The 18945-nt window shown below is 60.9% G+C and carries 18 protein-coding genes; 7 read left to right on the top strand and 11 right to left on the bottom strand.

Going from position 1 to position 18945, the window contains the following annotated elements; translation table 11 throughout:
• Positions 1 to 21 precede the first annotated feature (21 nt).
• The 5 genes from FIU92_RS15570 to FIU92_RS15550 are packed head-to-tail and all read right to left on the bottom strand — an operon-like array spanning position 22 to position 4228.
• Positions 22 to 564 carry a DUF3833 family protein gene (locus FIU92_RS15570; RefSeq protein ID WP_152459485.1) on the bottom strand — a complete coding sequence of 181 codons (543 nt, stop codon included), beginning with the start codon at positions 562 to 564 and terminating at the stop codon, positions 22 to 24.
• On the bottom strand, positions 561 to 1178 hold the full coding sequence (locus tag FIU92_RS15565; protein ID WP_152459484.1) for a DUF3833 domain-containing protein: 618 nt from the start codon (positions 1176 to 1178) through the stop codon (positions 561 to 563). The genes FIU92_RS15570 and FIU92_RS15565 overlap by 4 nt, the downstream gene beginning before the upstream one ends.
• Positions 1175 to 2398 (bottom strand): MFS transporter, encoded by a 1224-nt coding sequence (locus FIU92_RS15560; RefSeq protein WP_152459483.1) that lies wholly within the window; start codon positions 2396 to 2398, stop codon positions 1175 to 1177. The genes FIU92_RS15565 and FIU92_RS15560 overlap by 4 nt, the downstream gene beginning before the upstream one ends.
• The gene (locus FIU92_RS15555) at positions 2398 to 2943 is read right to left on the bottom strand and encodes a hypothetical protein (protein WP_253284188.1); all 546 of its coding nucleotides are present in this window, start codon (positions 2941 to 2943) and stop codon (positions 2398 to 2400) included. The genes FIU92_RS15560 and FIU92_RS15555 overlap by 1 nt, the downstream gene beginning before the upstream one ends.
• Positions 2897 to 4228 carry an NAD(P)/FAD-dependent oxidoreductase gene (locus tag FIU92_RS15550; protein ID WP_152459482.1) on the bottom strand — a complete coding sequence of 444 codons (1332 nt, stop codon included), beginning with the start codon at positions 4226 to 4228 and terminating at the stop codon, positions 2897 to 2899. The genes FIU92_RS15555 and FIU92_RS15550 overlap by 47 nt, the downstream gene beginning before the upstream one ends.
• A 193-nt stretch (positions 4229 to 4421) precedes the next feature.
• Between FIU92_RS15550 and FIU92_RS15545 the strand changes: the two genes are divergently transcribed.
• Complete coding sequence (locus tag FIU92_RS15545; RefSeq protein WP_152459481.1) at positions 4422 to 5147, top strand: SDR family oxidoreductase; 726 nt, start codon at positions 4422 to 4424, stop codon at positions 5145 to 5147.
• Positions 5148 to 5150: 3 nt separating this feature from the next.
• Here the strand turns inward: FIU92_RS15545 and FIU92_RS15540 are convergent, their stop codons facing one another.
• Together FIU92_RS15540 and FIU92_RS15535 are read right to left on the bottom strand one after the other, a co-directional pair.
• On the bottom strand, positions 5151 to 6803 hold the full coding sequence (locus FIU92_RS15540; RefSeq protein WP_152459480.1) for a DNA polymerase Y family protein: 1653 nt from the start codon (positions 6801 to 6803) through the stop codon (positions 5151 to 5153).
• 62 nt (positions 6804 to 6865) lie between these two features.
• The gene (locus FIU92_RS15535) at positions 6866 to 7153 is read right to left on the bottom strand and encodes an I78 family peptidase inhibitor (RefSeq protein WP_152459479.1); all 288 of its coding nucleotides are present in this window, start codon (positions 7151 to 7153) and stop codon (positions 6866 to 6868) included.
• Positions 7154 to 7283: 130 nt separating this feature from the next.
• On the opposite strand from FIU92_RS15535, the gene FIU92_RS15530 reads away from it, so the two are divergent.
• Entirely contained in the window at positions 7284 to 8396 is a 1113-nt protein-coding gene (locus tag FIU92_RS15530) for an S-(hydroxymethyl)glutathione dehydrogenase/class III alcohol dehydrogenase (protein WP_152459478.1), read from the top strand.
• 89 nt (positions 8397 to 8485) lie between these two features.
• Positions 8486 to 9214, top strand: a complete 729-nt coding sequence (locus FIU92_RS15525; RefSeq protein ID WP_152459477.1) for an NYN domain-containing protein — start codon at positions 8486 to 8488, stop codon at positions 9212 to 9214.
• Between the two features lie 8 nt (positions 9215 to 9222).
• Here FIU92_RS15525 and FIU92_RS15520 read toward each other — a convergent pair whose 3' ends face one another.
• The 3 genes from FIU92_RS15520 to FIU92_RS15510 form a co-directional block, all read right to left on the bottom strand.
• Positions 9223 to 10161, bottom strand: a complete 939-nt coding sequence (locus FIU92_RS15520; RefSeq protein WP_152459476.1) for a DMT family transporter — start codon at positions 10159 to 10161, stop codon at positions 9223 to 9225.
• 135 nt (positions 10162 to 10296) lie between these two features.
• A complete protein-coding gene (locus tag FIU92_RS15515; RefSeq protein WP_152459475.1) occupies positions 10297 to 10710 on the bottom strand; it encodes a group III truncated hemoglobin in 414 nt (137 codons plus the stop codon).
• Positions 10711 to 10758: 48 nt separating this feature from the next.
• Entirely contained in the window at positions 10759 to 13677 is a 2919-nt protein-coding gene (locus FIU92_RS15510) for an error-prone DNA polymerase (RefSeq protein WP_152459474.1), read from the bottom strand.
• Between the two features lie 110 nt (positions 13678 to 13787).
• Here FIU92_RS15510 and FIU92_RS15505 point away from each other — a divergent pair, with 110 nt between their 5' ends.
• Positions 13788 to 14252, top strand: coding sequence for a DUF1203 domain-containing protein (locus FIU92_RS15505; protein WP_152459473.1), 465 nt, complete (start codon positions 13788 to 13790; stop codon positions 14250 to 14252).
• Here the strand turns inward: FIU92_RS15505 and FIU92_RS15500 are convergent.
• Positions 14249 to 15241 carry an ABC transporter ATP-binding protein gene (locus FIU92_RS15500; protein ID WP_152459936.1) on the bottom strand — a complete coding sequence of 331 codons (993 nt, stop codon included), beginning with the start codon at positions 15239 to 15241 and terminating at the stop codon, positions 14249 to 14251. The genes FIU92_RS15505 and FIU92_RS15500 overlap by 4 nt on opposite strands.
• Positions 15242 to 15328: 87 nt before the next feature.
• On the opposite strand from FIU92_RS15500, the gene FIU92_RS15495 reads away from it, so the two are divergent.
• From FIU92_RS15495 to polA, 3 genes are all read left to right on the top strand, one after another.
• A complete protein-coding gene (locus tag FIU92_RS15495; RefSeq protein ID WP_152459472.1) occupies positions 15329 to 15505 on the top strand; it encodes a zinc-finger domain-containing protein in 177 nt (58 codons plus the stop codon).
• A gap of 82 nt (positions 15506 to 15587) precedes the next feature.
• Positions 15588 to 16058 carry a hypothetical protein gene (locus tag FIU92_RS15490; protein ID WP_152459471.1) on the top strand — a complete coding sequence of 157 codons (471 nt, stop codon included), beginning with the start codon at positions 15588 to 15590 and terminating at the stop codon, positions 16056 to 16058.
• Positions 16059 to 16128: 70 nt separating this feature from the next.
• On the top strand, positions 16129 to 18927 hold the full coding sequence (polA, locus tag FIU92_RS15485; RefSeq protein WP_152459470.1) for a DNA polymerase I: 2799 nt from the start codon (positions 16129 to 16131) through the stop codon (positions 18925 to 18927).
• Positions 18928 to 18945: the final 18 nt, after the last annotated feature.

Genomic DNA, 18945 nt, shown 5'->3' with positions numbered 1-18945 from the left:
ATGAAACCGGTCCTGGCGGCCCTATTTCTTCTCGAAGAACAGGATGACTTCACCCAGACGGACGCCATAGCGTGAGACATACGCGCGGTTCAGCAGACGGTCGTCATCCAGCAGCCACATCCAATCGTCGAATTTGACACGCATGGTCCCGTCCTTGATCGGCAGGTCGATCTTGTATTTCCAGTTGAACGTATCCCCGCGCTCAATCCCGCTGGCGGTTCCCAGCACGCCAGGCGCCGTACCGGTCCACGTATCCTCTCCGGTTTTGGTCAATGTCCAGATGCGTTGTTCCGTCGCGCCATCGTCGTAGACGAAGTCTTCGACCAGGGTCAGGGTTTCGCCGTCCCATGTCCCGTCGATATCAACCGTGAATCTGCGGGGGATATTTCCCAGAACATCCTGAAACTGACCGTAGGCCACTGTTTTGCCTTCGAAAAATTCCTCGAGGTTCAACTGTCGGTCCGACAGAAACGTTTTTGGTACCTTCGGTTTGCTGGAGCAGGCCGCCAGAAGTGCAAGGCTTGCGATGGCGACGCAGGCGATGAAAGAGCGAAAGGTGATCATTGCAACGGCTTCCCTTCCAAAGTCGCGTCATACCCGTTTGACCCACTTGGATGCATCGGTTTAGAACTGGGGCTTGGACGCATTGTGGCGATCAGTTCCGCGACCTTGACGCCAAACTTGCGCATCTCGGACCGATTCATGATGACGCCGGTTTCTGTCAGATACATCCAATCGGTGACATCCAACGTATGTCCACCGGCGTCATCTGGCAGAATGATACGATAGGTCAGTTTCACCGTGGACCCCGAGATGATGCCCCGACCTTCGCCCACGATATCATCCGCCATTGCCGTGAACGTGTTGCCGGTTCCCAGCGTCAGGTACCATTTGCGGGTCATCTGTTTTCCATTGGAATAGGTGAAGTATTCGGTCAGCGTGCCAGAGTTGCCTTGCCATTCGCCGGACATGCGCGCGACAAAGCTGTTCGACATTTTGCCGTTGGGGCCATAGATCAGGCCCTCGGACAAGATCTCTCCGTTCAGGTGTTTTTTCAGCGAAAAATCTGGCCCGGTACCACTGTAATCGGACGGCGATTGCGCGCGAAAGCTCAGCAGCCTTGCACGGATGAAGACAGCGGTCAGAAGGACCAGAAGGATGACGGTGAAAGCATTCATTTGCTTGTGACCTCGGTGGGCAGGGTCAACACCATCCCGAACGCTCCGACTTTCAGGATGCAGGGCAGCACAGCATAGGCAAGATTGAGTGTATCCAGCGCCTGTGCGGAATTGGTTTGACCGGGGGTGAAACCGCTGCGTTCCAGCAGCGGCAGAGTGAAAAAGGCAGCCAGGGCGAGGCCCAGTTTGCCAGCGAAGGACCAGATGCCAAACGCAGCTGATGCGTTCAGCCCGGCCCGGGTAAGGACGATCGAGAACATGGCCGGCAACACGACCATATCCGCGCCCAGCGCCGCGCCCGAGGCGAGACAGATCATTGCAAACCCCGCAAGATTTCCTGCACTCAGTGTGGCGGCGCCGATAAAGCCGGCGATCGAGAGCGGCATGGCGATAATCAGAGTCTGTTTCGGGCCAATTTTGTTGCTGAGCTTTGCCCAGAGCGGGACGCTCGCGCCTGCGCTCAGGAAGAACAGGATCAACAAAGGACCCGCCTTTCCCGGCAGTTGCAGCCGGTCTTCCACAAAAAACAAAAACAGGGTGGAGGTTATGGCAACCGGGAGGCTGTTGACCAAAGCCAGCGCAAGAAGGCGCAAGCCACCGGCCTGACCCAGACCTGCAAAGGACAGGCCTGATCCGGTGATCGGTCTGCGTCGCCAGATCGGGATCGTCAGTATCAGGGTCAGAACGGACAGCAGCCCCAGAAACGCTCCGAATGCGGGGTAGCCTTGGGAGTGTGCCCCGAAAGCAACCAACAGGGCCGGAGCGCTGGCTGCGATGACCACCCCGGTCAACTGCCCGCCTTCACGATAGGCGGCCAGTGTCATCAGCTCTTTCGGATCGGTTCGCTTCGCCAGAGTTGCGCTGCGACCATACAGAAGAATGGTTCCCAGGCTGTACGCCGAGAACAGCAAGATCAGGATCGCGACAAGTTCAGGCACGCTGGCACCCTGCGGCAGATTGAAAAGCAGGGGAAACCCGATTGCCAGCCCCAAAGCCGCCATCGCCGCAAATGCAAGCTGGCCGCCGGGCCATCGGTCGATTGCCCAACCGATCAGCGGATCCTGCACCAGATCCACCAAACGGATCACCAGCAGCACCGTACCAATGACCCCAAGGCCAATACCCAGGTTCACGGCTGCAAAGCGCGGCAAGTGGATATAAAGCGGGATACCCGCCGCAGCGAGCATCAACGCATAGAGACTGACCCGGGGATAGAGCATCACCGCCCCTGTAGCCTGCGCGTGAAAGACGCGGACCGCGTGTTGTCTCCCAGGAACACAGACATGAAACTGCGCTTGATGCCCGGATACGCCATGGTGCAGGTCTTTTGCCCGTTCAGCCAGAAACTGACCTTGTCGGGACCATCAGAAACCGCCAGATAACTGTCCCCTTTTGCCACGGCTTTGAAACACCGGTTCAGTTGGTCGCGAACGGGTGCTGAACGGCCGATGCGGTCCATCTCGTCAAGCGTCGAGTTGACCAGCGCTTTCTTCTTGATGTTCTTGCGATAGGTCAGTTGCAGGGCGATATCTTCGCTCCAACTGAACGGCGCACCTTTGGGCGTATAGAGTTTGGCGTCATAGATCGGCAAACCCAGATACCGGAACGTCGCGGTTCCGCGCAGCTGGGCATCGTTCAGTTCTTCCGTGACCGGCGATGCGATCAGCCCATTAGGGATCAGCAAGGAAAGTGCAAGAAACGCTGTGCGCCATATCGCCTTATTCAGCGGCAACAGATAGGGCCGGGTCTTTCCCAGGAATGCCATTTTCAGCTCCGATGGTTTGCGGGGCACCATTTATTCGAGCAACGACATGCATCGCGCTGGCTATCCCGTCTTCGTGAAATCCGTGCCGGTTGTAAGCACCGGCAAACCAAGTTCGGTTCTGTCCCTGCATCTCGCGGATTTGCCCTTGCGCCTTCAGGGCGGCCTTGTCGAAGACCGGATGGGCAAATTCGACCTGGTCATAGATCTTTTCCGCGGGAATTTCTGATGAAGCGTTCAGCGTTACAAACAGCGGGTCACTGTCCGGAATGTTCTGAAGCCGGTTCATCCAGTAGGTTACCCCCACATCTCCGGCTTGCGAACGATAGGTCCAGCTTGACCAGCAGGCGCGCCGCTTTGGCATCTGACCTGGTTCACAATGCAATATGGCCGTATTGGGCTGGTAGCGGATTGCGCCCAATGCAGCGGCTTCCGCGGGGGTCGCGCCATCACCCAAAATGGAAAGCGACTGGTCCGAATGGGTGGCCAGGATGATTTCATCGAACTGATCCACGGCGCCCTGGCTGTGGATGGTGACGCCCATCTCGTCACGGGATACATTCTGAACAGGGCTGGCCAGACGTATTTCTGCCCCCCGCGCACGAAGGGCCGCGTCGATCCGGCGGACATACTCTATGCTGCCGCCTTTGACCGTGTACCATTGATGCTGGTTTGCGCGACCACTTGCCAGCAAAGCGTGATTGCGGAAAAACTGCACCAAAGAGCGTGCGGGGAACTGATCCACGAACTCGACCGGCGTAGACCAGATGGCACCGCACATCGGCATCAGATAATTGTGCCGGAACCAGTGACCCAGCCGCAGCTGGTCCACCAATTCGCCAATCGTGGTGTCATCGTCCTTGGCGGCTTCTGGGGCTTCTTTGCCAAACCGCAGAATATCAGCGATCATTTTATAGTAAGCCGGACGCGCCAGATTGCGCTTTTGAGCGGTCAGTGTGCGCAGATTGTTCAACCCGTATTCAATGCGGCCATTGTCGATTGTCGCGCCAAAGCTCATCTCGCTTTCGATCACGGGCACGCCCAGTTTATCAAACAGCCGGGTCAGGTAGGGATATGTCGCATAGTTGAAGACGATGAAGCCCGTATCGACCGGTTGATCCCCGTTCTTTCCGGCCATCACCGTGCGGGCATGGCCACCAAGCCGAGGTTCGGCCTCATAGACTGTCACGTCGTTGTTTTCTGAAAGATAGTAAGCGGCGGAAAGTCCCGAAATGCCTGCACCTACAATCGCGATTTTCTTCCGTACGCCCCGGGGTTCGTCGAACATTCCAGCCTCTTTATGTGACAGTTTACAAAAAGATACGCAGGGTAGGCACAAGTGGATCAATCCGATTAGAAGTTTTTAACAGATGCACTACCTTGTGGCTTCTGGTTTGAGCTTCCGTGACCTGCGCTACCGTTTTGATCCGAAGCGGATGCGAGGCCGTATTATGGTGAAACACAACTGAATCGGCCCACACATGAGCAGCTTTGACGGCAAAACCATTTGGATCATCGGCGCAAGCGAAGGGCTGGGTCGCGCTTTGGCGCATGCGCTTGGCCAACAGGGTGCTTCCCTGATCCTGTCTGCGCGCAATCTTGAGCGGCTGTCCGAACTGTGTTCTGAACTGCCGGATGCGCGCGCGATCCGGTGCGATGTGACCGAGTTAGACTCTGTTCGCTCGGCTGTTGCCGAGGCGGGGCATGTCGACGGGCTGGTTTACAATGCCGGGGCTTATGACCCCATGCGTTCGGCCGAATGGGACACCGAGGCGTCGCTCAGGATGAGCGATGTGAACTATCTGGGTGCGCTACGGGTTCTGGGTGAAACCGTTCCGGGTTTTGTCCGGGCAGGCCAGGGAGAGGTTACTTTGATCGGGTCACTGGCCGGGTATCACGGGCTGCCCGCCGCAATCGGGTACGGAGCCAGCAAGGCCGCGCTGATTTCTCTGGCCGAGACGATGCGACACGACTTGGCGGGTACGGGCGTGACGGTGCGTATCGTCAATCCGGGCTTCATCAAAACCCGCCTGACCAAAAAGAACGGTTTCAAGATGCCGATGCTGATGTCGCCCGAGGATGCGGCGGATCGCGTGGTCAATGCGATGGCGCGTCGCCGTTTCCGTACGGATTTTCCGGCACCGTTTTCCTGGTTCATTCGTCTGATCGACTGTTTGCCGGATCTGCTAGTTTATCGTGGAAAATAGACTCTAACAAAACTGCCCCTGACAGAACCAGCCTGCGGACATCGCGCCCCCGTGGCCATAGAACAACCACAGGCGCTCGCCTTGTTCTGTCACCACCACCCAGTAATCGCGTACCCCGCTGCGCCAGTTGGGGTCATCCAGCCACCATTCCGGCGCGATGCGTTCCGGGCCGGTGGCCTGCGCCAGTTGCCAGTCTCGTCCACGCCAGCGAAAGGTGCAGGGCACATTCGGGGTTTCCGGGGCCATCACGGGTTCGGGCTGCCACATCTGCAAGGGGCGGGGGCGCGGCGGGGCAGGCCAGTCGCGCGCGGGTTCCGACCAGGCCGCCGCCAGCGTTTGCGCCGTTTTCTCGGGGATATGAGAGGCCGCAGGATGCCGCCGGGTGATCGCGTCCAGCCCGACCCGCGCGCCCAGCTTGGCCGTAAGGTCATCCACGGCTGTATTGCCCTCAAGCCGGTTGCAGGCCACGCGGCGCGCTTCGGCATGACCGGCGATGGTGCGGGCGTGGATGGGTTCTGTCTGGATCGCTTCAAGCCGCAGCAAGTCGATGCCATAGCCTGCGTCGATCTTGTCAACTTTCATCTCTAACAAAGGGCGAATGCGATTTTTGTCATAGGTCGGACGGGCCAGGCCGATCTCGATGATTTCAGCGGCCTGATCCGCACGGTGGGCTTCCAGACGCAGCGTGCGGGCCCCGCGCCCCTTCTCTTCCAGTTTGGTGCAGAGCGTTGGCAGAATCCGATCGACAGCGGCCATCACGTCTTCGACCAGGCCAATCGGGTTGGGCAGAGTCATCCGCACTGCAAAGTGATGTGGCGGACGGGCGGGCGAGACCGGCTCGGGCGCGCTGCCCATCGCCTGATCCAGACGCAACACCAGCCCGCGGCCGAACCGCCGTGCCAAACTGGCACGCGGCTGGCCCAGCAGATCACCGATCCGGCGCAGGCCCAGGCGGTTCAGTTGCGCCACGGTCTGATCGTCCAGCCGCAGCGCCGCGATGGGCAGGGGGCTGAGCGCGCCATAGGCCTGCCCCGGCGTGGCAATCCGCGCGCCACCGCCCAGCGCCATCACCTGTGGCGCGGCCCCGCCCCTGGTCCAGTGCCGCCGCTTGCTTGCCCGGGCGCGGGTGGCGCGTGCCTCTTGGCTGATGGCGTCGCCGTTGCGGTCAGACGTGGCCTCTTGCCCCGCATAACGCGCCAGCGCCCAGGCTGCGCCCAGCGTGTCGGCGATACCCATCTGAACGCTCAGGCCCATGTCGGCGCAGTCGGTCTCAAGCACGCTCAGCAAGGTCTCTTCACCGCCGAACAGATGGGCACAGCCCGACAGGTCAACGATCAGGCCATCGGGGGCCTCTTCGGCCACCCATGGGCTGAACTTGCCCGCCCAGCGGCGCAGCGCGGTCAGAAACGCAGCCTCGACCGGGGCGTTGCGAGGGCGGGTGATCAAGCTGGCGCACATGGCATGGGCATCGCGTACCGGCTGACCCACGCGCAATCCGGCGGCCTGTGCCTCGGCATTCAACGACGTGACGATCTGCATGTTCGACTGTTCGGCCACAACGGCCAAAGGCCCGGCATGCAGGCCCCGCGCGGCGCGGACCAGCCGTTCGGCCCCCAGACGGGGAAACCACAGCGAAAGAATTCGGCGTTTGGGCATCGGCAGGCATCATTGATGTTCTTATTTTGTTCTTAATTCAGAATCACCTGCCGAGTCCACGCTTACCCGCAGGTCAGACGCTGAATAACACCGGTGTCGTTCACATAGACGTTCAGCCTGTCGATACGGTAATCCTGTGTGGCGATGTCATCCGGGCCCAAAACACGAGACCGTTCGGGAAGGTCGGCTTGAATCGTTGATACGGGCTGACCGACCGTTTCGGCAAAGGGCTCGCCCTTGCAAAATGCCAGATCAACAGGAGCGTCTTCTGAGGTGGTGGCGACATCCTGCGGAACGCTTGTGTCTGCGCAGGCCGCCAGAAAGATAAAGATCGGTAAAAAACGGTGCATTGGCGCTCCTCATTCTGGCAATGTCGTTTCTGCAATATCAAACAATTAGCCAACCTGCCAAGAAAGCACAGTTGAAAACACCCTGTATTTGACGCAGGGTCGGGGCAAAAGTGACAGGGAGATAAGTACCATGCGTACCCGTGCTGCCGTCGCCGTACAGGCGGGCAAACCTTTGGAAGTGATGGATGTGAACCTTGAAGGCCCAAAGGCGGGCGAGGTTCTGGTTGAAATCAAGGCCACTGGCATCTGTCATACGGATGAATTCACCCTGTCGGGCGCCGACCCCGAAGGCCTGTTCCCGGCCATTCTGGGGCACGAGGGCGCCGGCGTGGTGGTCGAGGTCGGCCCGGGTGTGACCAGCCTGAAGCCGGGCGATCACGTGATCCCGCTCTACACGCCTGAATGCCGCGAGTGCGAATACTGTCTGCATCCCAAGACCAACCTGTGCCAGGCCATCCGCGAGACGCAGGGCCAGGGGCTGATGCCCGACGGCACCTCGCGCTTTTCGACGCTGGATGGCGATCCGATCCTGCACTACATGGGCTGCTCGACCTTCTCGAACCACACGGTTCTGCCGGAAATCGCGCTGGCCAGGGTGCGCGAGGACGCGCCGTTCGACAAGATCTGCTATATCGGCTGCGGCGTGACCACCGGCATCGGCGCGGTGATCAATACGGCCAAGGTGGAAATCGGCAGCCGCGCCATCGTGTTCGGTCTGGGCGGCATCGGTCTGAACGTGATTCAGGGCCTGCGTCTGGCCGGGGCCGATCAGATCGTCGGCGTCGACCTGAACCCCGCCAAGGTCGAGATGGCCACCAAGTTCGGCATGACCGATTTCGTCAACCCGTCCGAGGTCGAGGGCGATCTGGTGCCCTATCTGGTGAACCTGACCAAGGGCGGCGCGGATTACACCTTTGATGCAACAGGCAATGTCGGCGTGATGCGCGCGGCGCTGGAATCGGCGCATAAAGGCTGGGGTGAGTCGATCATCATCGGCGTCGCACCCGCGGGGGCCGAAATCTCGACCCGTCCGTTCCAGCTGGTCACCGGCCGGTCGTGGCGCGGCACCGCTTTCGGCGGCGCACGTGGGCGGACGGACGTGCCCAAGATCGTCGACTGGTACATGGAAGGGAAGATCGAGATCGACCCGATGATCACCCACACCATGGGTCTGGACGACATCAACACCGGCTTTGACCTGATGCACAAGGGCGAAAGCATCCGGTCGGTGGTGATTTACTGACAACCAGAAATTGCAAGGGCGGGGTTTAACCCGCCCTTTTTGTCTCCTATCTTCAGAGCATTGATAAATACCTGAATAGAGAGACTAAATTGACCACCACCACCACAGAACGCCTTGCCGTTCTGATTGATGCCGAGAATGTTCCGGCAAAACACGTCGCCGAAATCTTCGAAGAAGTCGCCACATTGGGCGAGGCAAGCCTGCGCCGGATCTACGGAGATTTCTCGGGCGGCACGCCGCAGGGTTGGAGCGCCGAGAAACTGGCGGAATACGCCATCGTACCGCACCAGCAATTCGCCAATACCACTGGCAAGAACGCCGGGGATATCGCCCTTGTGATTGATGCCATGGACATATTGCATTCCGGCCGGTTCGGTGGGTTTGTACTGGTGTCGTCAGACAGCGACTTTACCCGGCTTGCCAGCCGGATCCGAGAACAAGGGTTGAGCGTGTTCGGGATCGGCGAGGAAAAGACGCCCAAAGCCTTTGTCGCGGCTTGCAACCGATTCATCTACATCGAGAATATCAAAAAGGAGGAGGTGCAGGCGAACGATTCCCCGGAGAAAGCTAAGAAGCCCTCTGCCAAACAAGAGCTGAACCATGCTTATCAGTTGATCCGGAATGTCGTGCTCAAATCCGAGGAACCGGACGGATGGGCGGGCCTTGGCTGGGTCGGCAGTCAGCTCAGCATGAACTATCCGGATTTTGACACGCGAACCTACGGCTTCAAGCGGCTGAGCGACTTGGTACGAGCCACCGGGAAGTTCGAGGAAACAGGCGAAAACGGTGGCCGGAAGATCAGACTGAAAGATCAGTAGCGGCCGCCCTACGACCCCGGCCGCGCCGAGGCGCCGGTGTCGGAACGCGGCGAGCGGACACGCAGAACCGGCTTGTTCGGCGATACATTGGCCCGGCTCTCGCGCCAGACAACGAACACACCGGACGCGATGATGATGCTGGCCCCGACTGCGACCCACATGTCGGGCGTTTCGCCAAAGAACATCATGCCGAATATCGTGGCCCAGATGATCTGGCTGTACTGGCTGGGGGCGATGACACCGGCGGGCGCAGCCCGATAGGCCAGAATGATCAGGTGCTGGGCGATCACGGAAAACACGCCGACCAGCGCCATCATGGCCAGATGCAACAGGGACGGCGGCTGATAAACGGCCGGTTGGGCCAGGCTCATGACCACGATCGCCAGCAGCATCGGATACAGGATCAGGACGGCCGAGCGTTCCTCGTTCCCGATCTTGCGCACCAGCACGGATGCGAAGGCGCTGCAGAATGCGGCCATCAGGGCAGCCAGATGGCCGAGCGTGATATCCGTTGCGCCGGGGCGCAGAACGATCAGCACCCCGATCAGACCCACGCCAACCGCAGCCCAGCGCTGGGCCCGGACGACTTCGCCCAGTATCGGAATCGACAGTACCGTGACGATCAGCGGGAAAGAAAACAGCAACGAATAGACCTCGGCCAGGGGCAGGACCGAAAAGGCATAGAACGCGCAGGACATGGCTGTGACCATCAGACCCGAGCGCAGCAACACCAACCAGGGGTGATGCGGCCGAAAGTTGCCCGTGGTCCGGTCCGTCAAGATCGTCACGGCCATCGGGACAAAGGAAAACAGCGTGGCAAAAAAGATGATCTGCATCACCGAGTAGGTCCCGCCCAGCGTCTTGATCAGCGCGTCATGGGTGGCAAAGACCGCAAAGCCCGCGAATGCATAGCCAAGACCCCGGAGGGTGGTGTTCTGAGTGCTCATGGGTCGGCCTCGGGTGATGTGTCGATGTGAAGGGGCAGCGCAAAAGGGGCTGTCTTGTCTCTGACTAACCCTATTTTCTCGACCCGCATAGCCCCTAATTTACCGCTAACATCGCAAGGCAGCCATGACGTGGGCTCAACGCAGGATCGGTGGCGCGTCCTTGGGCTGGCGGGCCGATTGCACCCCGGCCTTCATCCCAACACCGATGCGGCGCGCCAGAGCGACCCATGGTGTGGCGGTTTCCGGAGGCAGGGTCTCGGTGGCGACCTTTTCGAACAGGTCCAGCCAATGGGCGAACATCTCGGGCTTTACGTCCGGTCGTTCGATATGCACCCGCTGCGGGTTGCCGTCATAGCTGCGCTCGAACAGGATGGCGTTGCGCCAGAAGGATGCGATCTTTTCCTCATGCGCGGGCCAGTCGGTGACATGGTTGGCGAATACCGGGCCAAGTACCGCGTCCTGCCGCACTCGGGCGTAAAAGGCGCGAACCTGTGCGTTGATCTGCTCGGGCGTCGCGGGAAAGCGCGGCGGAAGGGTTGGTCTGGTCATGGTGGCCTGTTTTCGACTCTGTTTTTTGGCAGATAGGCGGTTCCGGCGTTATGTGACAGAGGTGGTATTGTCGCGCTGCCCTGGCGTCAGCAGGTGCCGCAGCAGAGCCACGGGATGCGCCCGCAGGCTCAGGCGGGTGGCGACGTAATCCTCGACCACCTGTTCGCCCAGCGACATCCGGGGCAGATGGGCGGCGGGCTCGTCCAGCGCCTCGCCTTCCAGATCCTGCGCGAACAGCGGCAGGGGCCTGGCGGTGGCGATCGCCTTGGCCTGCCACAGCGCCTCGCGCCGGGTCAGGCCGCAGGCGGCAAAGGCATCGGCCTCGGCCAGACGCTCGATCACCGAGGGGCCAAGGCCCGCGCGGCGCCAGACGTCGTCAACCTGATGATAGCCATTGCCGCGCGCGGCGGTCAGCCAGCTGGCGTCCTCCTCGCTGAGGCCCTTGATCTGGCGAAAGCCCAGCCGCAGGGCCAGCCCGCCATGGCCGTCGGGCTCCATCACGTTGTCCCAAAAGCTGGCATTGATGCAGACCGGGCGCACCTGCACGCCATGTTCGCGCGCATCGCGCACGATTTGGGCAGGGGCATAGAACCCCATCGGTTGCGAGTTCAGCAGCGCGCAGGCGAAGATGCCCGGATGGTGGCACTTGATCCAGGCGCTGGCATAGACCAGCAGCGCAAAGCTGGCCGCGTGGCTTTCGGGGAAGCCGTAGGAGCCGAACCCCTCGATCTGCGAAAAACACCGCTCGGCAAATTCGGCGTCATAGCCGTTGCGCTGCATCCCGCGCAGGAACAGGGTGCGGAATTCGCTGACATTGCCATGCTTCTTGAAGGTCGCCAGCGACCGCCGCAGCCGGTCGGCCTGTTCGGGGGTGAAGCCCGCGCCGACGATGGCGATCTGCATCGCCTGTTCCTGAAACAGCGGCACGCCCAGCGTCTTGCCCAGCACCTCGCCCAGTGCGTCCGAGGGGAAGCTGACCTCCTCCTCTCCGTTCCGGCGGCGGATATAGGGATGCACCATGTCGCCCTGGATGGGGCCGGGGCGGATGATGGCGACCTCGATCACCAGATCATAGAAATTGCGCGGCCGCATCCGGGGCAGAAAGTTCATCTGCGCACGTGATTCCACCTGGAACACGCCCACCGAATCCGCGCGGCACAGCATGTCATAGACCGCCGGGTCCTCGGGCGGCAGGGTGGCGAGCGTATAGCTGGTCTGATGATGCTGGCCGATCAGGTCGAAGGCCTTGCGGATGCAGGTCAGCATCCCCAGGCTCAGAACATCGACCTTGAGGATGCCCAAGGAATCGATGTCATCCTTGTCCCAGCAGATGACGGTGCGGTCCTCCATGGTGGCGTTCTCGATGGGCACCAGCTCGTCCAGACGGCCCTCGGTGATGATGAACCCGCCCACATGCTGGGATAGGTGGCGAGGGAACCCGTTGATCTGATGCACCAATGTTAGAGTCTGTTTCAGGCGGCGATCCTCGGGGTCGAGGCCGATTTCGCGCATCCGTTCCGCCTCGAGCCCCGAGGCCGAGAAGAACCCCCACAGCTGCGAGGACAGGGCGGAAATCGTGTCCTCGGTCAGGCCCATGGCGCGGCCCACCTCGCGGATGGCGCGCTTGCCGCGATAGTGGATCACCGTGGCGCACAGCCCCGCGCGGTGGCGGCCATAGCGTTCATAGATGTGCTGGATCACCTCTTCGCGGCGTTCATGTTCGAAATCCACGTCGATGTCGGGCGGCTCGTCCCGCGCCTCGGAGACGAAGCGTTCGAACACCATGGTGCCCATCTCGGGGCTGACCTCGGTGATGCCGAGACAGAAACAGACGACAGAGTTCGCCGCTGACCCGCGCCCCTGGCACAGGATCCCGCGGCCGCGGGCGAAATGGACGATGTCGCGGACGGTCAAGAAGTAGGGTTCGTATTTCAGCTTGCCGATCAGCGTCAGTTCATGCGCCAGCATCTTTTGGGCTTTCTCGGACGCCCCGGCGGGATAGCGCCATTTCAACCCTTCATGCGCCAGCCGATGCAGGCGCTGGGTCGGGGTTTCCTTGTCGCTGCCCTCGCTGGGATATTCATAGCGCAGCTCGTCCAGCGAGAATGTGAGTTCCTGGCTGAGCGCATAAGCGCGGGCCACGGCGCCCTCAAAGCCCTTGAAGATGCGCAGCATCTCGGGTTCCGAGCGCAGGCGCTGTTCGCCATTGGCCAGCGCGTGGCGGCCCAGATCGTCCACCTTGCGGCGCAGGCGGATCGCGGTCAGCACATCGGCCAGCCGGCGGCGCGACCCGTGATGCATCATCGGTGCGGCGCTGGCGATGGTGGGCAGGCCCAGATGAAGCGATTCAGTCTCTAACAAATGGAAAAATGCCGTGTCCGCCCCGTCATAGCGGGGATGCATCAGCAGATGCATGCGCCCGGCAAAGCGGCGCGTCAGCTGTTGCGCCTGTGTTCGCCACCCGCTCGCGCCGCCGCTCGGACGGCCCGCCTGTGGCCAGAGTAGCAGGTGCAGACCGTCGGAAAACTCCAACAGGTCGGACAGGTGCAGGATGCACTCGCCCTTGGCCGCGCGCAGCCGTCCGGTGGACAGGAGGCGGCACAGGCTGGCCCAGCCCTGCCGGTTGATGGGCAGGGCGGTGACGGGCGGGGCATCGGTAAAAATCAGCCGCGCCGCCGGGATCAGGCGCGGCACTGCATGCACCGGGAACGAGGGTGGTTTCGGGATGTGATCGGGGCAGGGCGGGCCGATGGGCGTGTTCTGCTCCTCCCACGCGCGGCGCTCGCGCACCTTGCGGGCGATCTCGCGCGCCTGGGTATGGGCGCGGGCGATGCCGGCCACCGAGTTGTCATCGGCGATGGCGATGGCGGGCAGGCCCAGGGTGACGGCGCGCTCCATGTACTCCTCGGGGTGCGAAGCCCCGGTGAGGAAGGTGAAGTTCGACGTGATCGATAGCTCGGCATACATGGCGATTCCACATTATATTCACGTTTTGTTCTTTTTCGAGTCCTTTGCGCAGAAAACGGGTCGCCTGGACCAGGCCAGGCGCGCATGGTTGCAGAAAAAGGAGACCTGATATGTTCAAGATCACCGCTCTGCCCACTGACGAAGTCCGCGCCCTTCAGGCAGGTCAGCCTGATGCATATGGCGCCGCGCCCGAGCGCGCCGTTTCGTCGGGGGCTGGCAATCCCTGTCGCCACTGCCTGAAGAACATTCCCGAAGGCGCAGAGATGCTGATATTGGCGCATCGCCCCTTTTTAGAGCCACATCCATACGCTGAAACAGGGCCGATCTTTCTGTGCGCAACGCCTTGCGAGCGCTATGAAGGCGGCGCCCTGCCCGAGATTTTGACCAGTGCACCCGACTATCTGATCAAGGGGTATGGACCGGATAACCGGATCGTCTATGGCACCGGCGCAATCACGCCCAAAGATCAGATCGACGCAAAAGTCAGCGATATTTTTGCCCGCCCGGACGTGGCCTATATTCACGTCAGATCGGCGCGGAACAACTGCTACCAAGCACGGATCGACCGGGTTTAGAGCTTGACCCGGTGCAGGCCCCGGCGCGGCTGGTCCTGATCGTCGGCCGGAGCATCGTCGGTCCGCGAGGAGGTCAGGGCCAGGAACACATCCTCGAGATCGGCCTCTTCGGTGCGCACGTCGCGGATGCGGATGCCCGCCGCCCGGACGGATTCCAGAACCTGCTCGGCGCTGGTCCGGGCGCTGCGATATTGCAGTATCAGGCTGCCGTCTTCGCGTAAGCTGGCCTCGACGCCTTCGGTCACCGGCAGGTCGACCACCGGGGTGTCCGGCACAATGACCATGGTCCGGCTGTCCATGCGGCCCAGCAGGTTGGCGGTACTGTCCTGAGTGATCTTTTCACCGTGGTTGATGATGGCGATTTCGTCGCACATCTCCTGCGCTTCTTCCAGATAGTGGGTGGTCAGGATGATGGTCATGCCCTGCTGGTTCAGCTTGCGTACATTGGCCCACAGCATCTGGCGCAGTTCGATATCCACGCCTGCCGTGGGTTCGTCCAGCACCAGGATTCTGGGGTGATGCACCAGCGCCTTGGCCAGCAGCAGTCGCCGCCGCATCCCGCCCGACAGCGTGCGGGCATAGGCCTCGGCCTTGTCGCTGAGGCCGACCAGTTCAAGGATCTCGTCGCTGCGCCGTTCGGATTTCGGAACGCCGTACAGGCCTGCCTGTACTTCCAAGGCGCCCCGCGGGGTGAAAAACGGGTCAAGGTTCAGCTCTTGCGGCATCACACCAATCGCGGCGCGGGACTGCCGCGGATTCTGATCCTGGTCGAAACCCCAGATCGATACACGGCCCGAAGACTTCACCACCAACCCGGCGAGAATATTGATCAGGGTCGATTTCCCGGCGCCGTTCGGGCCCAGCAGCCCGAAAACCGAACCCCTGGGAACAGTCAAATCAATGCCTTTCAACGCGTGTTTCTCAGGCTGACCCTTGCCGCCTCGATAGGTCTTGCGCAGACCTTCGATCCCGATTGCCGCATCGCTCATGTGGCTCTTGCCCCCGGATTGCTCATCGCTCATAAACGCACCTAATACATGCCCGCGAGGCCGACAACCGAAGAAGGATCGCCAGCCGTGACCATCGAAGCGCCGGAAACCAAGATCGTCGAAACCGCCCGTGTCGCCTGTGACGGCGGCGAAGGCGCATTGGGCCATCCGCGCGTCTGGCTGCAAATCCCCGAGGATACAGGCTGGGTCGAATGCCCGTATTGCGACTGCAAATATGTGCTGAAGGGCCGTGAACAGGGCTGATTGCCCGACCAGCCGGGTTTTGCCCAAATCTTGCCTCGGTTTTCATGTTAGTGCTTTGGCGCAACCAAAGCAGGGATACGTGATGACCGGAATTTCGGCCACTGACAATGTTAACCCGGTTTTCGGCTGGGTTGGGTTCTGCATCGCATCTTTGGCGTTGTTTGCTGCGTTGTTCGTATTCTGGGCGGGGCCCTTTGCACCTCAGCAGACTGCGGGTGTGTCGCTGGGCGAACTGGCGGCCGAAATCGGCAAATCGACACTGAGGGCCGCCGCGGGGATGGAACAACCCGAGCCCGTTGCCCGCGCCCGCGATCTGGATGATTTCCTGCGGATCGGTGTCGCCATGCTTGGCGGGCTTGCGATTGTCATATCAGCTGTTGGCATCCTGCGTCACGAAAAGCGGCGCCCTGCCATCGCCGGAATGGTTATAGGTACGGGGGCAATCCTGTTCCAGTTCTTTGCCTTTGCGTTTTTTGCGTTGCTGGGGGTGTTGGTGATCATGGCTTTGCTGAACAGTTTCTCTGACGTCTTCTCGGGATTGTTTGGCGGTTAGGCTGCGTTCTTGGCTGGTCACCCGCGTGACCCTGTGGCAGAACCATCCCTGACCGACAGGGAGCGCGCGCATGAGCAATTTCGGAAAAGGATGTCACCTGCATCTGATCGACGGATCGGCCTTTATTTTCAGGGCCTATCACGCGCTGCCTCCGCTAACCCGCAAGTCGGATGGTCTGCCGATTGGGGCGGTGTCCGGGTTCTGCAACATGCTTCAGAAATATGTCGAAGGGAACACCGGGCCGGATGCGCCAACCCATGTGGCGGTGATTTTCGACAAGGGGTCGCACACATTCCGGAATGATCTGTACGACCTGTACAAGGCCAACCGCGAAGCGATGCCCGAGGACCTGCGCCCGCAAATTCCACTGACCCGCGAGGCGACAAAGGCGTTCAATATCGCCTGCAAGGAACTCGAAGGCTATGAGGCCGACGACATCATCGCCACCCTGACCGTGCAGGCGCGCGAGGCTGGGGGCCGCGTGACCATCGTAAGTTCCGACAAGGATCTGATGCAGTTGGTCGGTGACGGTGTCGAGATGCTGGATGCGATGAAGAACAAGCGTATCGACCGGGACGGGGTGATCGAGAAGTTTGGAGTTGCTCCTGAGCGCGTTGTGGATGTTCAGGCGCTGGCGGGGGATTCCGTTGACAATGTGCCGGGTGCTCCGGGAATCGGGGTCAAGACGGCGGCGCTGTTGATCAAGGAATACGGTGATCTGGAAACACTGCTGGACCGGGCCGAGGAAATCAAACAGCCCAAGCGCCGGCAGACCCTGATCGAAAAGCGCGATCAGATCGAACTGTCGAAGAAACTGGTACAGCTGGACGAGAACACACCGCTGGATTTCACGCTGGATGACCTTGAAGTGAGAGAGCCCGATGCAGAGACCCTGCTGGGTTTTCTGGCGGATATGGAATTCCGCACACTGACCAAACGGATCGCCGACAAGCTGGGGGCCGAAGCACCGGCCATCGCCGACGCTCCGGCGCCTGCGGCCAAGGAAGTTGAGGCCGAGACGATCCCGTTTGACGCGGCAAAGTATGAATGTGTCCGTGATGCAGCGGCTTTGCAAAAATGGATCGATCAGGCCCATGAACGAGGCTGGATCGCTGTTGATACCGAAACCACCGGTCTGAATGAAATGATCGCCGATCTGGTCGGTATTTCGCTGTGTGTCGAGGCTGGCGAAGCCTGTTACATCCCGCTGACCCACCGTGATGGTGCGGCGGATGATCTGTTCGGGTCGGACGCGCTGGCTGAAGGGCAAATGCCTCTGGATGAGGCGCTGACGCTGCTGAAGCCGGTGCTTGAGGACCCCTCGATCATCAAAATCGGGCAGAACATGAAATACGATGCCAAGATTTTCCGGCGTCACGGTATCGATGTGGCCCCGATCGATGATACGATGCTGATGTCCTATGCCATGCATGGCGGTGAGCATGGGCACGGCATGGATACGCTCTCGGAACGGTATCTCGGCCATACGCCGATCCCGATAAAGCCGCTGCTGGGGTCAGGCAAATCTGCGATCACCTTCGACAAGGTGCCGATCGACGAGGCCACCGCCTATGCCGCCGAGGATGCGGATATAACGCTGCGCCTGTGGCAACTGTTCAAACCGCAGCTCCACCGGGTGCAGGTGACGACTGTCTACGAGACGCTCGAACGACCACTTGTGCCGGTTCTGGCCGAGATGGAGATGCATGGCATCAAGGTCGACCGCGACGTGCTGAGCCGTATGTCGAACGCCTTTGCCCAGAAAATGGCCGGTTTAGAGGCTGAAATCCACGAGTTGGCGGGTGAGAACTTCAATGTCGGCTCACCCGCGCAGTTGGGTGAGATCCTGTTCGACAAGATGGGCCTGGAAGGTGGCAAGAAGGGCAAGACCGGCAAGTACTCGACCGGGGCTGATATTTTGGAAGATCTGGCGACCGAGCATGAACTGCCGCGCAGGGTGCTGGATTGGCGCCAGTTGTCCAAGCTGAAATCAACCTATACCGACGCGCTTCAGACCCATATCAACCCCGACACGGGCCGGGTGCACACGTCTTATGCCATCACCGGGGCGAATACCGGGCGTCTGGCCTCGACCGACCCCAATTTGCAGAATATCCCCGTGCGCACCGAGGAGGGCCGCCGCATCCGCGAGGCCTTTGTCGCCGAGCCGGGCAATGTTCTGGTCAGCCTCGACTACAGCCAGATCGAGCTGCGCATCCTGGCGCATATCGCCGACATTTCGACCCTGAAACAGGCCTTTGCCGACGGGCTGGACATCCACGCCATGACCGCGTCGGAAATGTTCGACGTGCCGCTGGACGAGATGACGCCGGACATCCGCCGTCAGGCCAAGGCGATCAACTTTGGTGTGATCTATGGCATCTCGGGCTTCGGACTGGCGCGCAACCTGCGCATCCCGCGGGCCGAGGCACAGGGTTTCATCGACCGCTATTTCGAACGCTTTCCGGGCATTCGCCAGTATATGGATGACACGGTGGCATTTGCCAAAGAGCACGGCTATGTCCAAACTCTGTTCGGGCGCAAGATCCACACGCCCGAAATCAACGCCAAGGGGCCGCATGCAGGATTCTCGCGCCGGGCGGCGATCAACGCGCCGATTCAGGGCACGGCGGCGGATGTGATCCGGCGCGCGATGGTGCGGATGCCGGGTGCGATCAACGGGCTGCCCGCCAAGATGCTGTTGCAGGTCCATGACGAACTGTTGTTCGAAGTCGCCGAGGATTCCGTGGATCCGCTGATCGACGTGGCGCGCGAGGTGATGGAGGGTGCCTCGGACCCGGCGGTGAAACTGGATGTGAAGCTGAGCGTGGATGCTGGCCAGGGTGCGAACTGGGCCGAGGCGCACTAGCACCAGGTCAGCCTTCCG

It is taken from the genome of Ruegeria sp. THAF33 (assembly GCF_009363615.1).
Lineage (GTDB): Bacteria > Pseudomonadota > Alphaproteobacteria > Rhodobacterales > Rhodobacteraceae > Ruegeria.
Note: the sequence above shows the minus strand (reverse complement) of the source record. Positions and strands in the feature narration are given on the sequence as shown.